Annotated in this window: 18 protein-coding genes and 1 pseudogene; 12 read left to right on the forward strand and 7 right to left on the reverse strand. The window is 61.8% G+C overall.

Translation table 11 applies throughout. The annotated features are described in order from the left end of the window. The 6 genes from AC1D00_RS02995 to AC1D00_RS03020 form a co-directional block, all read left to right on the forward strand. On the forward strand, positions 1-552 hold a 552-nt coding region (locus AC1D00_RS02995), incomplete at its 5' end, for a TOBE domain-containing protein (protein WP_477009612.1). 80 nt (positions 553-632) lie between these two features. Next, complete coding sequence (locus tag AC1D00_RS03000) at positions 633-1,811, forward strand: ABC transporter substrate-binding protein (protein ID WP_477009613.1); 1,179 nt, start codon at positions 633-635, stop codon at positions 1,809-1,811. After that, positions 1,811-2,707 (forward strand): ABC transporter permease, encoded by an 897-nt coding sequence (locus AC1D00_RS03005; RefSeq protein ID WP_235886042.1) that lies wholly within the window; start codon positions 1,811-1,813, stop codon positions 2,705-2,707. The genes AC1D00_RS03000 and AC1D00_RS03005 overlap by 1 nt, the downstream gene beginning before the upstream one ends. Then, a complete protein-coding gene (locus AC1D00_RS03010; RefSeq protein WP_135179599.1) occupies positions 2,704-3,546 on the forward strand; it encodes an ABC transporter permease in 843 nt (280 codons plus the stop codon). Before AC1D00_RS03005 ends, AC1D00_RS03010 begins: the two co-directional genes overlap by 4 nt. A 402-nt stretch (positions 3,547-3,948) precedes the next feature. Then, entirely contained in the window at positions 3,949-5,691 is a 1,743-nt protein-coding gene (locus tag AC1D00_RS03015; protein WP_477009614.1) for an adenylate/guanylate cyclase domain-containing protein, read from the forward strand. Next, positions 5,688-5,864, forward strand: coding sequence for a hypothetical protein (locus AC1D00_RS03020; protein ID WP_477009615.1), 177 nt, complete (start codon positions 5,688-5,690; stop codon positions 5,862-5,864). Before AC1D00_RS03015 ends, AC1D00_RS03020 begins: the two co-directional genes overlap by 4 nt. An 89-nt stretch (positions 5,865-5,953) precedes the next feature. Here AC1D00_RS03020 and AC1D00_RS03025 read toward each other — a convergent pair whose 3' ends face one another. From AC1D00_RS03025 to AC1D00_RS03055, 7 genes and pseudogenes are all read right to left on the reverse strand, one after another. Beyond that, positions 5,954-6,808 carry an arylamine N-acetyltransferase family protein gene (locus AC1D00_RS03025; RefSeq protein WP_477009616.1) on the reverse strand — a complete coding sequence of 285 codons (855 nt, stop codon included), beginning with the start codon at positions 6,806-6,808 and terminating at the stop codon, positions 5,954-5,956. 121 nt (positions 6,809-6,929) lie between these two features. Continuing rightward, positions 6,930-7,346: a cupin domain-containing protein gene (locus AC1D00_RS03030; RefSeq protein WP_477009617.1), complete on the reverse strand. Its 417-nt coding sequence runs from the start codon at positions 7,344-7,346 to the stop codon at positions 6,930-6,932. Between the two features lie 299 nt (positions 7,347-7,645). Then, a pseudogene (locus AC1D00_RS03035) lies at positions 7,646-8,373 on the reverse strand (alpha/beta hydrolase). Between the two features lie 123 nt (positions 8,374-8,496). Beyond that, on the reverse strand, positions 8,497-9,132 hold the full coding sequence (locus tag AC1D00_RS03040; protein WP_477009618.1) for a hypothetical protein: 636 nt from the start codon (positions 9,130-9,132) through the stop codon (positions 8,497-8,499). A 6-nt stretch (positions 9,133-9,138) separates the two neighbouring features. Next, positions 9,139-11,394, reverse strand: a complete 2,256-nt coding sequence (locus AC1D00_RS03045) for a xanthine dehydrogenase family protein molybdopterin-binding subunit (RefSeq protein ID WP_477009619.1) — start codon at positions 11,392-11,394, stop codon at positions 9,139-9,141. Position 11,395: 1 nt separating this feature from the next. After that, positions 11,396-11,860, reverse strand: a complete 465-nt coding sequence (locus AC1D00_RS03050; RefSeq protein ID WP_477009620.1) for a (2Fe-2S)-binding protein — start codon at positions 11,858-11,860, stop codon at positions 11,396-11,398. Positions 11,861-11,942: 82 nt separating this feature from the next. Continuing rightward, positions 11,943-12,878: a helix-turn-helix domain-containing protein gene (locus AC1D00_RS03055; RefSeq protein ID WP_477009621.1), complete on the reverse strand. Its 936-nt coding sequence runs from the start codon at positions 12,876-12,878 to the stop codon at positions 11,943-11,945. A gap of 329 nt (positions 12,879-13,207) precedes the next feature. Between AC1D00_RS03055 and AC1D00_RS03060 the strand changes: the two genes are divergently transcribed. From AC1D00_RS03060 to AC1D00_RS03085, 6 genes are all read left to right on the forward strand, one after another. Further along, positions 13,208-13,963 (forward strand): alpha/beta fold hydrolase, encoded by a 756-nt coding sequence (locus AC1D00_RS03060; protein ID WP_477009622.1) that lies wholly within the window; start codon positions 13,208-13,210, stop codon positions 13,961-13,963. Positions 13,964-14,018: 55 nt separating this feature from the next. Continuing rightward, positions 14,019-15,032, forward strand: a complete 1,014-nt coding sequence (locus AC1D00_RS03065; protein ID WP_477009623.1) for an aldo/keto reductase — start codon at positions 14,019-14,021, stop codon at positions 15,030-15,032. A gap of 95 nt (positions 15,033-15,127) precedes the next feature. Further along, positions 15,128-15,976, forward strand: coding sequence for a VOC family protein (locus AC1D00_RS03070; RefSeq protein WP_477009624.1), 849 nt, complete (start codon positions 15,128-15,130; stop codon positions 15,974-15,976). An 8-nt stretch (positions 15,977-15,984) separates the two neighbouring features. Further along, a complete protein-coding gene (locus AC1D00_RS03075) occupies positions 15,985-16,374 on the forward strand; it encodes a hypothetical protein (RefSeq protein WP_477009625.1) in 390 nt (129 codons plus the stop codon). Beyond that, entirely contained in the window at positions 16,328-16,477 is a 150-nt protein-coding gene (locus tag AC1D00_RS03080) for a putative quinol monooxygenase (RefSeq protein ID WP_477009627.1), read from the forward strand. The genes AC1D00_RS03075 and AC1D00_RS03080 overlap by 47 nt, the downstream gene beginning before the upstream one ends. 313 nt (positions 16,478-16,790) lie before the next feature. Further along, the coding region (locus AC1D00_RS03085; protein WP_477009626.1) for an ATP-binding protein at positions 16,791-17,605 on the forward strand (815 nt) is incomplete at its 3' end.

Below are 17,605 nucleotides of genomic sequence, written 5' to 3' on the forward strand. Positions count from 1 at the left end.
CGTCTGCACCGACGGCTCGGCGCGACCATCCTTGCCGTCACTCACAATCAGGATGAGGCTCTGTCTCTAAGCGATCGAATTATCGTTTTGCGAGCGGGCCGCATCGAACAGATCGGTACGCCGCGCGAAGTCTTCGAACGACCGGCCAATGCCTTCGTCGCGCGGTTCGTTGGGTTCGACGCAATATTGAAGCCGGAGCGCGTCGATTCCGGCATTGCCGACTGGCATGCGCGCGTCGCCGGACGAGATATCCGCTGTGAACCGCCCGTCAGCCGTGACCCGGCGCACGATTATGTGCTGGTCCTCCGACCCGAGCGGATCAGGATCGCAGACCCAAAAGAACGAAGTGATCTCGGGCCGCTCACGGTCATTTCCACCGCCTACAAGGGCCGAGACGTCGAGGTTGAGAGCCGCTTGGTTGACGGTCAAGCGCTCAAGTTTCTCATCTCCGCAGATCCGGGTGTCGCGGTACCCGCATCAGGTAGCAGCATTGAGATTGTGTGGGAACCCATGAAGCCGCTGTTGCTACCGGACGCGCTGGTCGAGCCCTGATATCCGCCCAGCGCCGCCCCTGCGAAGGCGCCTGAACTATGATATGCATCAAGCCGGGAGGCTCCCGAGGAGCTTGGACAATGGCGCACAGCATCGGGAATGGCTTTCCACCGGGCGTATTCTCCCAGTTAACACGCCGCCAGCTTGTTCAGAACGGTGTTTTTGGCGCTGGCGCGCTGGCAGTCGGAAGTTTGGGCCTACCGCGCGCCGCCCGAGCGTTAGATGAGATCAATTTTTGGGCAACCGGCACGCTCGATATCGGCGACGACGGCTGGAGAACCTTTGCATACGACAGCGGTGTCAAAGTCGAATTCACCGATAACGGCAATGACCCGGGGCCGGTCGTTGCCAAGCTGGCGGCTGGCAACGCAAACGACATTTATGATGTCGCAGGGCTCCAGGGAGGCAGCGAAAAGGAACTCGCGAGACGCGGCCTGATTGCGCCCTGGGACATTTCGCAAATCCAGAATTATGCGAGCGTGTGGCAGTGGGCGAAGGACATTCCCTACCTGACCCACGATGGCAAGGCCTACGGAATTCCGACCGTCATCAATGCCGATTCCATCATCGCCATAAGAGACAAGGCTGGCAGCGTCGACAGCTACGGCGCCATCTTTGATCCGAAGCTGAAKGGCAAGACCGCCATGGAAGACGCCTGGATCAACAGCGTCATCTTTACCGCCATTTATCTGAAGAACTCCGAGAATGCGAAGATTGCCGAGCCCGGCAACCTGACCGCTGACGAGCTCGGGCTGGTCATGGAATTCCTGATCAAGCACAAGCGGGACCGCCAGTTCCGCACGTTCTGGAACGGTTGGGAACAGGGTCTCCAGCTCTTGGCCAACCAGGAGGTCTGGGTGATGACCGGCTGGGAACCTATTGTTTATGCCGCGCGGATGCGGGGTGTCGATTGCTATTATGCCGTGCCGAGGGAAGGCTACGAGGGATGGGCTAACAATACCATCCTGCTGAAGAGCGCGGTGGTCCGCGGGCGTACAAAGGCGGCCCATCAGTTGGTCAATGCCCTTTTCTCGGGATTCTACGGCTGCAAGCTCGGCCTGCTGCGCGGCTACGTCGTTCCCACCGACAACAACGTCGCCTACGCGACGGCTCATGCGAATGCTTTCGATCCGGCGGGCGTCCGGAAACTGGCCGACCATGTGAAGCAAAAGTTTGCCGGCAAGATCTATTGGCAAAACACCCGGCCGGACAATTTCCAGCTCTACGAAACATGGTGGCAGAGATTGAGGAACGCGTAGTGCCTCACGAACCGGGGCTCCGCGAAAGCGTGGACGCCCGCTGGCCGGCGGGCTTCCTCCTCGCGCTCCCGTCGCTCGCGGTCTTTGTGGGGGTGGGCTTCATTCCGCTGGCACTGATCGCGACGTGGAGTTTCTGGAGCTTCGATCCCGATACCTACTGGATCAAGCCCGCCTGGTCATTCGCGTCATATGCGGCCCTCTTCGAGAACGGACGAGCAACCGTCTTTCTGCGCACGGCGGGGCTCGCCGCACTGACGGCTACGGCTTCCACGCTGCTCGCAGTTCCGGCCGCGGGGCTCATCGGTCTGTTGAGCGGACCGCGCCGGGCCGCGCTCCTCCTCGCACTGTTCACCATTCCATTCTTCACGAGCGGCCTCGTGCGCGCCTTTGCATGGCGCCTCGTGCTTGGTCGGCAGGGCATCATCAACAACGCGCTGATGAGCCTTGGAATTGTGGTGACTCCAGTCGAATGGCTTTTGTTCTCCGATTTTGCGGTTCTGTTGGGGATGGTCGCCGCCTATCTGCCATTCGCGATAGTTCCCATTGTGCTGGCATTCGCGCGGATCGAACATTCAGTGATTCGTGCAAGCCAGGACCTTGGCGCAGGCTTCTGGACCGTGTTCGCAACCATCGTCTTACCGCTCGTCCTGCCAGGAATCGTGGCGGGCTTTTTGTTCGTATTCGTCGTCGCCGTTGGCACGTCGATGGAGATCCAGCTTCTTGGAGGGGCTGGAGCTTCTTCCATTTCCATCATGATCAACGATGTACTGAGAGTGGTGAATTTCCCCCTCGCTTTCGCCATCGCTACGGTTGTCATCACTCTGCTCACCGTCCTCATCATCATCGCAAATCGCGCGCTCAGGCTGTCGCGCCTGTTCGAAAGCCTCGGCATATGAGCTTCGATGCAATCGTCAGGGGACGCACCAGCGGCGGCCGGCTTTTGTTCACCACTATCACGGCGCTGAGCCTAGCAATCATGTATGCGCCGGTACTGTACCTGCTGCTTGCATCGCTGAACCCGGACGCGCAGCTTGGACTCGTTCCGCCGAGCCGCTATAGCCTCAAATGGTATTTTGCGCTTCTCGACGATGGCCGCCTCGCCGGGGCTCTCAAGGAAAGCGCGCTGGTCGGGCTCGCAACAGCCGCACTGGCGACGCCGATCGGCCTGTCTGCTGCGCTCGCCTACCGGGCGATGACGCGCCTGCGCGGCGTATTCCTCCTCGTCATTCTCTCGGCCATGTTCGTCCCGGGTACGATTGAGGGCCTCGGTCTGTCGGCGACTCTGAGAGTTGTCGGTCTCGCCCCATCTTGGGTCACCATAGCAATCGGACATCTTCTGTGGACGCTGCCATTCGCCGCTGTGGTCTCGCTCATCGGCCTCTCGGCGGTCAGGCCCAGCACCATCGCGGCGGCCCGCGACCTCGGCGCCGGGCCGATACGGGCCTTCGTCGACATAACTCTGCCGCTTATGCGCACCAATCTCATCTCAAGCTTCGTCTTTGCATTTCTGCTTTCACTGAACGAGCAGGCGCGCGCCTACTACCTGGCCGGTCGCCAGAACACGCTTCCGCTTTATATGTTCGGCGCGATGAATTCGGGTGCCTCGCCGACAATCTACGCATTTTCAGGCACGATCATCGTCGTCTCGGTCGCAGTCGTCGCCCTGGTCTTTGCCGGCCTAGTGGGGCAGCAGAGCCGAAGGCCGCGACAAGCGCCAGGCAAAACCAGCTATTGAGGCTGCAATAGGCAGTTGTCATTCTGACCATTAAACGGCCAACTCGCTAAGATTGTCGCCGATTCTTTGCGGCTGCGGGTGAGGCAGGGATGGACGTTCAATTGTCCGTGTTACAGACGGAGTAACGAGGTCGCCTATTGGCCCTAAGCTGCCCCGGCTGAGCGCGGAGCAATGGTCCGCTTTCAAGGCGAGAACGGACAGTTGCTGGCCTAACTTCGATCGTCCGCCTGTGACCCATTGCGGACATCTCGCGGTGTTGCAACTGGTATTAAGTAGGCGTTTATTTTCCCCTAGACGGTGTGCCTGTTCCCGTTGACGGGGTTGTAAGGCGAGCCGCAGAATAGCCGCCACACTCGGGGGGGCAACGCTCTGTCGGACCTAGATGACGTTCAGCGGCGGCTAGTGGCGGTCTTCGCGGCAGACGTGGAAGGCTACAGCCGCCTGATGGGTGCGGACGAGGTCGGGACGCTGAGGGGGCTGACCGAGCGCCGCGCGATCCTCGACAAGGCCATTGCTGAGCACCGGGGCCGCATCGCAAACACGGCCGGCGACAGTGTGCTTGCGGAGTTCGGGAGCGCTGTCGATGCCGTGCAGTGCGCGGTCGAAGCGCAGGCCGCCTTGGCTGAAGCGAATGCCGGGCTGTCACCCGATAAACGCATCAACTTCCGCATCGGCATTCACGTGGGAGATGTCATGGTACGCGCGGGCGATCTGTTCGGCGATGGCGTGAACATCGCTGCACGGTTGCAAGCCTTGGCGCAACCGGGAGGCGTTTGCGTCTCTGGTGAGACCTACGGGCAAGTCAGAAAGGTTCTGCCCATCGCCTTCACTGATCTTGGGGCACAGCAGGTCAAAAACATCGAAGAGCCGGTGAGGGCGTACACAGCGACTGGGCTCGGTGAAGCTGTCGGTGTGGTCGCAATGCGATCCGCAGATATTTTCAAAGCTCTATCGCTCCCTGACAAACCCTCCATTGCCGTGTTGCCTTTCCAGAATATGAGCGGTGATCCAGAACAGGAATACTTTGCTGATGGTATGGTGGAAGACATCATCACCGCGCTATCTCGTTTTAAATGGCTGTTCGTGATCGCCCGCAATTCAACGTTCACATACAAGGGACGGTCCGTTGACATCAGGCAAGTTGGACGGGAACTAGGTGTTCGTTACGTGTTGGAGGGGAGCGTGCGAAAGGCGAATGAACGAGTGCGGATCACAGCGCAGCTCATTGACGCGGAGACCAGCGCACACATTTGGGCAGATCGTTACGACCGCGCCGTCGATGACATATTTGCCTTGCAGGATGAGATTACACTAAGCACCGTCGCCGCAATCGAGCCCAGCGTGCGCCAAGCCGAAATTGAACGGGCCAAGCGCAAACGGCCCGAAAATCTCGACGCCTACGACCTTCTGCTACGTGCGACGCCTTTAGTGGATACTGGAATGCCGGAAGGCGCGTCGCAGGCAGTGCCACTCCTTGAGCGCGCACTTTTACTCGAGCCGAACTACGCGCTTGCGCACGGCCAAACGGCGTTTTGCAACGAGATACTATATCTCCGAGCGGGAAGGCGTGAAGACAATCGCAAAGCGGCGATACGGCACGCGCATATTGCAGTGGCACTTGGCCCCGACGATGCTCCAGCACTTGTTTATGCCGCAATCGCGATTGGTCTTGTCGAACATAACCGTACCTTGGCTCAGGAGACGTTCGAGGCCGCTCTTGCAATCTCCCCATCGGCAGCGTGGGCATATTCTTGGGGCGCGTTGATTTTGGGCTGGGGAGGGGAAGCCGAGCGTGCAATCGACTGGGGCGAGCGGGGCATCCGCCTTAGTCCGCTCGATCCGTGGATTACAGCGGCGCTGCACGGTATTTGCATGGGTCACTTTCTTCGGGGGCGCTATGCAGATGCTGCGGTGGCAGCGCAACGGGCCATTCGTAGCAAACCGGGTTTCAGCGTCTCCCACATGTTCCTGGCGGCGGCGCTTGCTAAACTCGGTCGAATGGACGATGCGAAGGCGGCTGCCGAGCGTGTGATCCAACTTCAACCCAACTTCAGCAGCACCGGTCAGTGCGCCGCCATCGGTTGCGTGCCGGTGCTCGCGGGACCGCTCATCGAAGCAATGCGCGCCTCAGGTCTACCCAAATGACCACAGAGCGCCGCTTGGCGGGTGGATTCCGTAAGTTCGAATTTGACCGGCCGGCCAGTTTTCTTCTGTCGGACGCTTGCGCGGTCGACTGCATCGCAGCTTGGCGCGATGTCGTCGACATTCAGGGTCACTACGTGCCGTTTGCTGCATTGCATGAGTTGTGGCCCGTTTGAGACATGCCGCGGCGTCCGCTCACAGAGCGGACCATCTACCATGGACCGCGGACTTCCGAGTTTGACCCATTCCAGAGATCGACGATAGCTTAAGCGAAGAAGGGGTGAGGAGCGTCTCCTGTTCCTTTCGCCTTCATAATCCCGACGCACTGATCGACTTGCTCATCGGACATATTTAGTCCGAATTCACCGCGCAGCACGTCTCTGAACTCGCTCTCGGTCGCCAGCCACCGCTTCTCCGCATGCCCGTCTGCGTCCCGGACGGTGACGCGCGCGTTGTACATGGTGATCCGGCTCCTGTTAGGCCCCGGTCTCGCCACGATGATATTCCCCTGGTAAGGGGTTTCTGGATGGGTTGCCGTGTACCAATTGGTGATCTCGTATTCGCCATCATAACGCGGATAAGAAATGACCCGGTAAATGTGCTGCCAGCCATGCTTAAGCCGTGCCTGGAGCGTCAGCTCGCCGCCAACATCGATAAAGCGCATGACCTCGTGGGGTGTCTCTTGTTCGATTTGCGGCACGAGCCTGAGCGCGCAGGTCGGCGCAAGGTTGCCGAACCCGACATCCGCGAGATAAGTGCCGTCAGGCAAGTCCACTTTCAACAACATGTGGATGGCTGGGCGCGGTGCGTCGATCTCCAGCCCCCGCACGACACGCCCTTGTAAGCTTGTGATGCTGTAGCCGAGCGACCGAAGTCCGGCTCGGAAGAGCATGTTCTGTTCAAAGCAGTACCCGCCCCGTCTACTGGCAATCATCTTCTGCTGGAGCGTAGGCACGTCGAGCTTGGGCGGACGCCCGAGCATGATATCGAGCGTTTCATAGGGGATTGAGTGCGAGTGGGCGAAGATAAGTTGATTTAGAGTCTCAAGGGTTGGTGTGAGCGGCCCAGTATAGCCGATGCGCGCAAGCCAGGCCTTCCGATCGAGTTGTGCGTCGGACATCGCGCGTACTCCGGGGGTGTCTCGGACGTATATTGCCATTTTTTGGGCCCGGCGTCCCAGTCGTCTCCGTGCGCTGGCTCTAGGCCGGGGAATGGCAGCTTCTGGCCCGAAGCAGACGTCACTACTGGGCCGGAGAAGCGAGCGGCTTTCCCTTCTCGACAACATAAGTAGCAATTACTTTCGCGCCGTTCGGACCAGTTTTGGCGTCGTGAATAGCACCTGGCGGAATCTGATAGCTTTCACCTGACTTCAGGGTCTTGTCTGGTTGACCATCGACCAAGAGCACCATCTCGCCATCAAGCATAAAGCCTGACTCAGGACCGGGATGCGTGTGGCGCCCGATATTCACGTTGGGCGCGATCTCAGCCATTCCAATTACCGTCTCGTAGGTTGTGCCGGGCACGTCAAACTTTTGTAGCGGCGTCCGCTTTATCGTCGCGGTTTGCTGGGTTACCGCGGGCAAATTCTGCTGGGCGGCGGCGATACCGGTCATCGACAACGTGAGTACGGCTGTGCAAAGCAAGAACTTGGCAAGCATCGTTTCCTCCAAAATACACAACAGAATACGCGGAATATTATCAAATCCTCAGCTCTTTGCCATGTCTGAAACTGGCCCTAAGCTGCCCCGGCTGAGCGCGGAGCAATGGTCCGCTTTCAAGGCGAGAACGGACAGTTGCTGGCCTAACTTCGATCGTCCGCCTGTGACCGTAGCCGTCCGCGATCAGCGGCTGGATGACCTTGGCGAAGCAGGATCCGTCCGCCCATAGACCATGTGCGAAGACAATGCTCGGCTTGCCAGACATCAGAACCTCCCTTTTAATTCCGTTTGGCTACAGGCTAGTCTGCTTCTGCGGCTGCGCTCCCGATGAAGGCAGCAACCTCCTTGGGGTGAGAGAGCATCGCGGCATGACTGCTCGATAGCTCGACGAGCTTCGCCCGAGCCCTCAAGGCCATGAAGCGCTGCGTACTCGGCGGGATCATTCGATCCTGCGTCGTCAGCAGGTATCGGAGGGGCTTGTCCTTCCACGCTGCGCGGGTGATTTTGTGCTGGACCGCGTCAAGTCCCCCGGGGACCTGTGCCACAGCCATGAAGCCTGTAATTGAGGCATCGACATCCTGCGCGAAGGAGGTCGGAAACTTCGCCGCGTCCACGAGAAGGAAGCCGTCGCTTGGCGGCAACAACGGTGCCCCAGGCTCGCCGGGGGTTGAACGTGTGGCGAGCTCGTGGACCGACTCTCCGACATCCGGCGCGAACGCGGCAATATAGACAAGCTTGCCGACTTTCGGGTCGGTCCCGGCCTCGGTGATCACGGCACCACCATACGAATGGCCGACCAGAACGACCGGCTTCCTCGCCTTGGCGATGACCTGCCGCGTCGCTTCGACATCGCCCTCGAGCGTCACGGTCGGATTCTGAACGACCAGAACCTCATAACCGTCGCGCGTAAGTCTATCGTAGACAGCCTTCCAGCCCGACCCGTCGACAAAGGCGCGTGCACCAGGACGATAGAGACCGGCTTTTCATCGGCACGGATCTGCGCGGCCGCGGAAAAAGCAGCAGCCATGGCCAGCAGCGCTCCTAAAATGGTGTGTTTCATCGAGACCTCCCCAATAGGTTTGGCTATCGCGCGCCTGCCGCCGACAACCTCGGAAAGTGAGAGCGCCCATCGCCGGTTGGCTTTAGAACGTCAGTTCGGACAGGGCTGTCCGGCCGCGCCCCACATTGCCATGTCCTTGACGTGATCCTCAAAGCTGCCCGGCGGCGTCGAACGACCTGCTCCGGGGGCCCAGCCCCGGGGAATGAAGCCGTTCAACGATGCATCGTGCCGCAGATGCGCGAGAAGGCCGGCGGCGTCGCGGCCGCCATTGCGCTTGGGATCCTTTAGCTGCGCGCAGATCTCGGCGCCGCTCTTGCCGAACCAGATGAAAGCCACCGGCGCGAGCTGCCAATCGATGCCGGCGCGCGGAGGCGACGGTGCCGGCTCGTTCGCCTGAGTCGAGGTCATGTGGCAAGTCGAGCAGGCCAGCTTCTCGGCGCCGATGCGGCTCTCTCCACCGTGGATATTCATGCCGTGCACACGAGGTTTCGTTTCGCCTGCGGGGGTCCATATCGGGATCGCCTTGGCATCGACATGGCAGTTGGCACACCGCGGATGCGTCACCACCGCTTCGATCCGCTTCCAGGCCTCCAGGCCCTCGGCGCGACTGATGCTGCCCGGCGGCAACACATCTTTTTTGGCCTCATCCTTGGCCGCGACAATTCCCGTGAGGGCTGCGATTGACGAAGCGGCGAGGACCACCGCAATCAGAAATCCCTTCATCATCCGCCCTCACACGAAATCGATGAACTTGTTGAAAGGCATCTCGCGGATGCGCTTCCCAGTCGCCGCGAAGATCGCATTGGCGAGCGCAGGAGCTGCCGGAGGAACCGGCGGCTCGCCGACGCCCCTCACCTTGGGATCGTTCTCGAGCCCACGAACTTCGATGACCGGGCACTGATAGATCCGCATGGCTTCGTGGTGATTGTAGTTGGTCTGCTGCACCGCGCCCTTGGCGTAGGTGAGCTCGCAGTTGATGGCGTGGCCGAGTCCCCAGATCACGCCGCCCTGCACCTGGTTCTCGAAATTGACGGGATCGACGACCTTGCCGACATCGACCGCGACCCAGACCTCGTCGATCCTGATGCCGCGGTCCGTTGCCGTCACCTCGACGACCTCGGCAGTCGGCGTCCCGAAGGACTCCACGAAGGCGACGCCGCGCCCTCGGCCGTTGCCAAGCGGTCCCTTCCAGTCCGACATCTCCGCGACCGTCTCCAGCACCTTGCGGTAGTGCGGCACGGTGCACATCGCGATGCGCGCCCGCATCGGATCGAGCCCCGCCGCATGGATCAGCTCGTCGATGAAGCTTTCGGTGAAGAAGCCCGATGTCGAGGCGCCGACCGAGCGCCATGTGGTGCTCGGCGAAAGTCCCTGCGCCTCGTAGCTCGTGGCCCGGAAATTGGGGATGTCGTAATAGACGTTCCACAGGCCGGCGGCCAATTGCCCGTCGGGATCCTTCGAGGGGGTGCCCGAACGCTCGAGCAGCCCCTTGAGCGGTGTGGTCGAAGCCAGTTGCAGATCGGCCGCGACGATCTTGCCCTTGTCGATGCTGCCGCGATGCCGGGCGATCGCAATCTGCCGCGGAATGTCCTGCAGGAAATCCTCTTCGCGCGAGAACACCAGCTTGACCGGCGTTCCCTTCATCTGATTTGCGATCTCGGCGAGAACGCGGACGTTCTCGTACTCAAGACGGTGGCCGAAACTTCCACCAGTCCATTGATTGTGGAAGGTGACCTGTTCCGGCTTGAGGCCGATCGCCGTCGCCGCGACATATTGCACGAAGCGAGGGCTCTGATGGCCGACCCAGATCTCCATCCCCTTGTCGGTGACGAGGCCGATTCCGTTGAGCGGCTCGAGCGGCTGATGCGCCACATAGGGCGCGCGATACTCGGCCTCGACGCGCGTCCCTGTCTTCAGCCCGGCTTCGATATCGCCGATCTTCCGCCACTCCTTGCCGAGGAATTCAGGCTTGAACGAGGATTCCAGAACCTTCCAATGGTCGGCCTGCTCGGCTGGATACGCCGAGGGCGCCCACTCGCAAGCGATGGCATCGACCGCCTTCATCGCATACCAGCTGTTCGTCGCGATCACCGCGACGCCGTTCTTGATCCCGAGGATTTGCTTGACCCCCGGCATCGATCGCGCCTTGCCGGCGTCGTAGGATTTCAGCGGCTGCCCCTTGTTGGGGTTCAGCTTGACGGAGGCGTAGAGCATGCCGTCCATTTTCATATCGATGCCGAACTTCAGCTCGCCCATCACCTTCGCGCGGATGTCGAGCCGCATCATTGGCTTGCCGAGCATGCGCCATTTGGACGGGTCGCGCGGCTTCGCATCGAGCACCGGCGGAATCTTGGCGGCGTCCGCGGACAGGTCGACATAGGCGATCTTGGTCCCGTTGGGCAGGATCACATGGCCCGATTGGGTGCGAAGGTCAGCCACGGCGACGCCCGACCGTTGGGCGGCGGCGGCCTTCAGCGTCTCGCGGGCGACCGCGCCGGCAACACGCAGCTTGTCGTAGGTGTCCGGCAAACTGCTCGACCCACCGGTCATCTGCAGGCCGGATTGTCTCAGCCATTCGAGCGTCTTGGCGCGCGCTTCCTCGGCGGCCGGACTTTGGTCAGCGGCCACGAATGGCGCGAACTCATCGGCGAAGCCGGTGTTGAAATAGGCGGGGCTGGGACCTGCGAAGCGGATTTCGAACTGGCCGGGATCGAGATCCATCTCTTCGGCGATCATGATCGGCTGCACCGAGCCGACGCCCTGGCCGATGTCGGCGTGCTGCGCGATCAGCGTGATCTTGTCCGGGCTGATTTCGACCCAGGGATTGAAGGTCACCGAGTTCGGGCCGAGGCCGGCGGCCAGCGGATTGCCGTCGGCGCTCGACGCGGCTGCTTCAGCGTTGCCATAGGCGCCGAAAGCAACGCCGCCGGCGATAGCAGCAGTGCCGAAAACGAAAGCGCGACGCGAAAGGGTCTGCATGTGGCCCATCTCACTTCTCCGCCATCTTCCTGGCCGCAGCCGCATGGATCGCCGCGCGGATGCGCGGATAGGTGCCGCAGCGGCAGAGATTGCCGGACATCACCTGATTGATCTCCTCGTCGGTCGGGTTGGAGATCAGATCGAGCAGCGAGATGGCCTGCATGATCTGGCCGGTCTGACAGTAGCCGCATTGCGGCACCTGATGTTCGATCCAGGCCTGGAGCACCGGATGCTGCTCCTTCTTGTCCAACCCCTCGAGCGTGACGACCGACTTGCCCGCGACTTCGCCGATATGCGACTGGCAAGACCGCACGGCCATGCCGTCGATCTGGACGGTGCAGGCGCCGCATTGTGCGACCCCGCAGCCATATTTGGGACTGGTGATGCCGAGCTCGTCGCGCAGCACCCACAACAGCGGCATCTCGGGAACGACCTCGACCTGGCGCTTGATCCCGTTCACCTTGAGCTCGATCATGTCGGTACATCCCCTTGCGGATCTGGTCGGCACAACAGCACTGCCTGAGTGACGCTGAGCCGTATTCCCGATTCCTGCGGAATCATGCGCAATCCGTGCGCAGTGCCGTATCGGAGCGATCTGTTTTCACCTCGGCCTGGCCGCAGCACAATTCGCGGTACTGCCCCGGCGTGAGGCTAGCGGCCTTGCGGAACACGCGCGTGAAATTGGCTTGCGAGCCGAAACCGAACTCGAGCGCGATTTCGACCAGGGACAAGCGGTCGCGCGCGAGCTCTTGCCGCGCAGCCTGGACGCGGCGATCGGTCACGTAACGGTGCGGCGACAATCCGGTCGCCTCGCGAAACAGCCGGGAGAAATGATAGGGGCTGAGACAAGCCTGTGCCGCCAGATCCTCGAGCCTGATGTCGCTGGCAAGAGAAGCCTCGATATAGTCCAGTACGCGCTGCAGGCGCCGCGGATCGAGCGACGGCAACCTGTCGGGCGCGCGCCAGCGGTCGATCGTATAGTTCCCCAGAAGATGCGCCGCGAGCGCAACCTGGATTCCCTCCACGAACAGCGCGTCGGTCGGCTGGCGCGGACGATGAAGCAGGTCGCGAAGCGGCGAGCAGATGTGGAAGAGCACCTGATCCGCTAGCCCATGGGCGTAGGCGATCTCGACCTTCGCCGGATCGATATCGAAGTCCACAAGCGCGCTCTGGTCCAGCAGCGTCGGAGGAAGATAGAGATGAAGACATTCCATCCGGTCCGACAACTCGAGATGGCTCTCCTGCGTCCCTACGGGAACGAGGTAGCTCATCCCCGGCCGCGCGAGGCTCTTCTGGACTTCGCCATTGCCGCTCCGGCACACCATGCCGCCGCCTGACAGCACCATGACGATTTCGGTGCAGATGGGAATGGGCGTTGCCTGCCGTCCCGCCTCGAACTTGCGATGCTCGATGCTCAGCCCCGGCCAGTCGTTGGCCGCTGCGAGCTTCTCGCTGTTCTGGTATTTCTGATCTCCATGCGTCACGAGCGCCATCACGACCTCCGCTTCAGTTGCGGCGAATCCCGGCCCCGTATCGCGCGCGAGCGATCATTCCATCCGGTGGTGAGTTGCAGCCCCGGCCGCTGCCACGCCGATCGCGAATTTCTCACAAGCCGCGTCAGCGAAGTCCAGAGGCGCCGCGGTTAAAAGAGGTAAAAGGCAGGCAAAGCAAAGGCTTGGAGCTAGGCACGATCGACTTCGGGAGCTTGGATGAGCAAGATGCGTCCGTCATCGCGCAGGAATCGGAAATACCGCAATGCCCGCCCGCGTTACTGAAAGGCTCACCAACGGCAATGCCGCCGTATCGAGGATCGGAGCCTGATATGAAGACGCTAATCTCCATACTTGCCGCAATGACGATCGCAACGACCGCCCCCGCAATCGCGGCCGAGAGGACCGTTTCCATCGTCCTCGTCCACGGCGCCTTCGTCGACGGATCGGGATGGAAGGACACCTACGACATTCTCTCGAAGGCGGGCTATGAGGTGCTCGTCGTGCAGCAGCCGACGATCTCGCTGCGTGACGATGTCGCGGAGACCGAACGCGTGATCGCCAAGGCGCGGCATCCGGTCATACTCGTCGGACATTCCTATGGCGGAATGGTCATCACCGAGGCCGGCGACAATCCGAAGGTTCGCAGCCTGGTCTATTTCGCGGCATACGCGCCCGATGCCGGCGAGTCGGTCAGCACGCTGTCGGAAGCACCCGTGCCGCCCGGCGAGCACAAGGCTCCGCTGGTCACTGAGGGCAATTATCTCTTCGTCGACCGCGATAAATTCCCGACCTCCTTCGCCGCCGACGTCGATGCCGCAACGACCCGCTTCATGGGTGCGGCGCAATTGCCGTTTGGATTGCAGGCGGTGCAGACCAAGGTCGACCGCGTGGCCTGGAAGACGAAGCCGACCTATTACATGGTGACGAGCGAGGATCACATTATCCCTCCGACCTTACTGCGCACCATGGCCAAGCGATCGGGCGCGAAGGTGACGGAGATCAAAAGCAGCCACGCGGTGATGCTGTCGCATCCGCGCGAGGTCGCGGCGTTCATCAGAAGTGCAGACACCTCCGCAACCGACTGAGATCGGCCGCGCTACGGGCGGATGCGCTCGCCTGTCACGGACAAGGACTCGCGACATGCCCCTCAAGGATATTCTGCCGGGAAGACTTGGCTTCGGCGCCGCGCCGCTCGGCAACATGTTCCGCGACATCCCCGAGCAGGAAGCGCTCGCAACGGTGAATGCGGCCTGGAACGATGGCATCCGTTATTTCGACACCGCGCCGTTCTACGGCGCGGGCCTCGCCGAGATCCGCATGGGGGCTGYGCTGGCCGGCCGGCCGCGAAGCGACTATGTCGTCAGCACCAAGGTCGGAAGGTTGATCCTGGACGAGATCGAGGATGTCGGCGCCCGCGACCTCGGCGAGAAGGGCGGCGTCTTCCAGTACGGTCGCCCGAACAGGATCGTGAACGACTATTCCCGGGACGCGACGCTGCGCTCGATCGAGGACAGCCTGAAGCGGCTCGGGACCGACCATGTCGATATCGCCTTCGTACATGATGTCGCGCAGGAGTTTTATGGCGACGAGTGGCTCTCGGTCTTCGAAGGCGCGCGCAAGGGCGCGTTTAGGGCGCTCGACCGGCTGCGCGACGAGGGCGTGATCAAGGCGTGGGGCCTCGGCGTCAACCGTGTCGAGCCGATCGAACTGCTGCTCGCGCTCGAGGAGCCGCGTCCCGACGGCTTTCTGCTCGCAGGCCGCTACACGCTGCTCGACCATACCCGGGCGCTTCAGCGGGTGATGCCGATGGTTGCGGAACATGAGCTCGCGATCGTCGTCGGCGGCCCCTACAGTTCGGGTGCGCTGGTCGGCGGTCCTAACTTCGAATATGCCCAGGCGCCTCCGGAAATCCTCACCAAGGTGGCGCGGATCAAGGCGATTGCCGACCGCTACGGCATCAGCATGAAGGCGGCAGGCCTGCAGTTCGCGCTCGCCAATCCGGTGGTGGCGGCCGTCATTCCCGGTGCGAGCCGCCCGAGCCGCATCGCCGAGGATCGTGCTGCGCTTGAGGAAGCCATCCCGGCCGATTTCTGGCGTGAGCTCCGTTCGGAAGGGCTCGCCAACGCCGCGGCTCCGCTTCCCACCGCCGATTGAGGCGCCGAGAGCGCAGCAGCTCCATCCCGGTCGAGCACCGCGACGGCCGCGAGGATAAATCGCGCAAAATCCACCGAACGACAAAGGAGAGCGACATGACAGATGAAGCACACAACGCCACCGACATGCGCCGCCGCACCTTGCTCCAGACAGCCGGCGCAGCCGCCGTCACCGGCCTCGTCGCCGGCACGAGCGACGCGCGGGCCGCGACGCAGGACGCCGACGGCATGTCGCCTGCGGAGCGCAACGAGGCCCCGCTCGGCGCGCGACTTCAGGGCGTCCAGCATTTCGGGCTGACGGTCCAGAACATGGAGCGGGCCTATCAGTTCTATACGGAGGTGCTCGGCGGCACCGAGGTCTTTCGGCACGGCGACTTCCAGGGCGACGGGGTGCAGAACACGCTGCTGGCCGATCAGGAGATCGAGGCGAATGCGCGCGGGGTCAATCCGCGGACGATCGGCGTTCCCGACCTCAGAAGCGGAGCGCAGCGGCTCGATGTCCGCTTTATCCAATTCGACAACATGGTGCTCGAACTGCTGCAATATCGCGAGGCCGATCAGCCGATGGGCAGTGCGAAGAGTTTTGCCGAGCCGGTGGAGCACATGAGCCCGGCTTTTCCGCGCATGATGCACATCTGCTTCTACGTTCGCGACGATGTCGACTTCAACAAGTTCATCGCCGACCTCGAAGCCGAGTCCGCGCGCCGCGGCATGACGCAGGTGAGAGCGAACCGCACCATCCGCGTGATGACGGAAGCAGACCGCAAGGCGGCTCCTCGCAGCGCCAACACGAACCGGGTGACCGCGGAACCCTCGAACGGCTGGGAGCTGATCTATTGCAAAGGGCCGGAAGGCGAGCAACTCGAATTCGTCAAAGCGCTCGGCCCCGTCAAGAATCGCTTCAGCGAGGCCTTGGCGAAACGGAAGCAGACAATCGTGCGCTGACCGGTCAAATGTCGGGCGACCGGCTTTCGCTGGTTGCCCGGCAAAGTGCTCACGATCACAATGTGAATGGATTCATCATGCAAACTCTCGTCCGCGACTCGCTGTGCGCGCTGCTATTCGCCGCCTCGATGGCCATGACGGCGCCGTCGGCCGTTGCCGAGGAAGCACCGCGCGTGCGCTACCAGGAGATCCCGGAAGGCGCTTATTCGGTGGTGGCTCAGGTGCGCGCGAAACTTGGGAAGGAAGACGCGTTGCGTGCCGCCACCTTGCCGCTGATCGACCTGGTTCGCGGCGATCCCCAAGAACCTGGTCTATTTTCTGCAGGAAGACCGCGCCAACCCCGGTCATTTCATCTTCTACGAGGTGTTTGCCAGCGAGGCCGATTTCGACGCGCATAACGCGATGCCTTATGTCAAGGCGTGGTTCGCCAAGCTTCCGGAACTTGCCGATGGCGGCGTCGAGGTCATGCGCATGGCGGTTCTTGGCAAGCCTAAAAAGTAGCCGAAGCCGTCCCAGGCGGGCACCGGCCCGCGCGCGAGCGGTTTTGTCGCAGCCATCCTGCGGGCAAATGCCCGCAGGAATCGTGCGAATTCAGAACGGCTCTATTCAACAAGTTTGCAACGCATGATAATTGCAGGCGATCTTTTCGATCGATTGGCAATGGTCAATGCGGGCTGCCACGGAGACACGGCAACGGAGCCCACGCCGGCAGGAACTCACATTCTGCTTCGGTCCATTTCGACTCGTTCCCCGCCGCCAGTTGCTCCTTCTCGACGGACGCCCCGTCAAACTGGGCGGGCGCGCATTCGAGCTCTTGCAGCTGCTGGTGCAGCGCCGCGGCGAGCTGGTCAGCAAGAAGGAGCTGATGGCGGCGGCCTGGCCGGGCACCTTTCTCCACGACAGCAATCTCAAGGTCAACATGTGGAGCTTGAGGCGTTCGCTGGGAGATACCCAGATCGAGCCCGTCTACATCGCCACCGTGGCGCGCCGCGGGTACAAGTTCATCGCGGATGTCCAAGCCAGCGTCGGCGAGATCGAGGACGATCTGGCGCTTGCCGATCCGCTTCCCCTGTCCAATGCGCCATTGTTGCGCGGCATCGTTGGTCGCGAAGCTGAAATCGTCGAAATCGCCGATCTCTTGGCCGACAACAGGCACGTGACCTTGGCTGGCGCAGGCGGGATCGGCAAGACGACAGTTGCCGTGGCCGTCGCCCAGGCGTTTGCACCACGGTGTCGCGACGGCGTCTGCTTCGTCGACCTCGCAACAATTTCCGATCCGATGCTGTTCGGCGCGGCGCTGGTGACGGCACTGGGCATCAGAGGCAATACGGACAACGGTCTGGCTGCGGCTCTCGAATATTTGAGACCGCGGCAGATGCTGCTCATTCTGGACAATTGCGAGCATGTTCTGCCCGCCGCCACGATCTTTGCCGGCAAGTTCATGGCGGGCACATCGCCTTGCAGGCTGCTTGCGACGAGCCGCGAACCGCTCGGTACCGCTACCGAGCATATCGTGCGGCTTGGTTCGCTGACCTCGCCGAAATCCGGCCTTGCCCGCACCGTCGATCAGGCCGTGAAGTTTCCGGCGGTGCAGCTCTTCATCCGCCGCGCCGCCGAATGGTCGGACTA

The organism is Bradyrhizobium sp. P2_E8 (genome assembly GCF_056403875.1).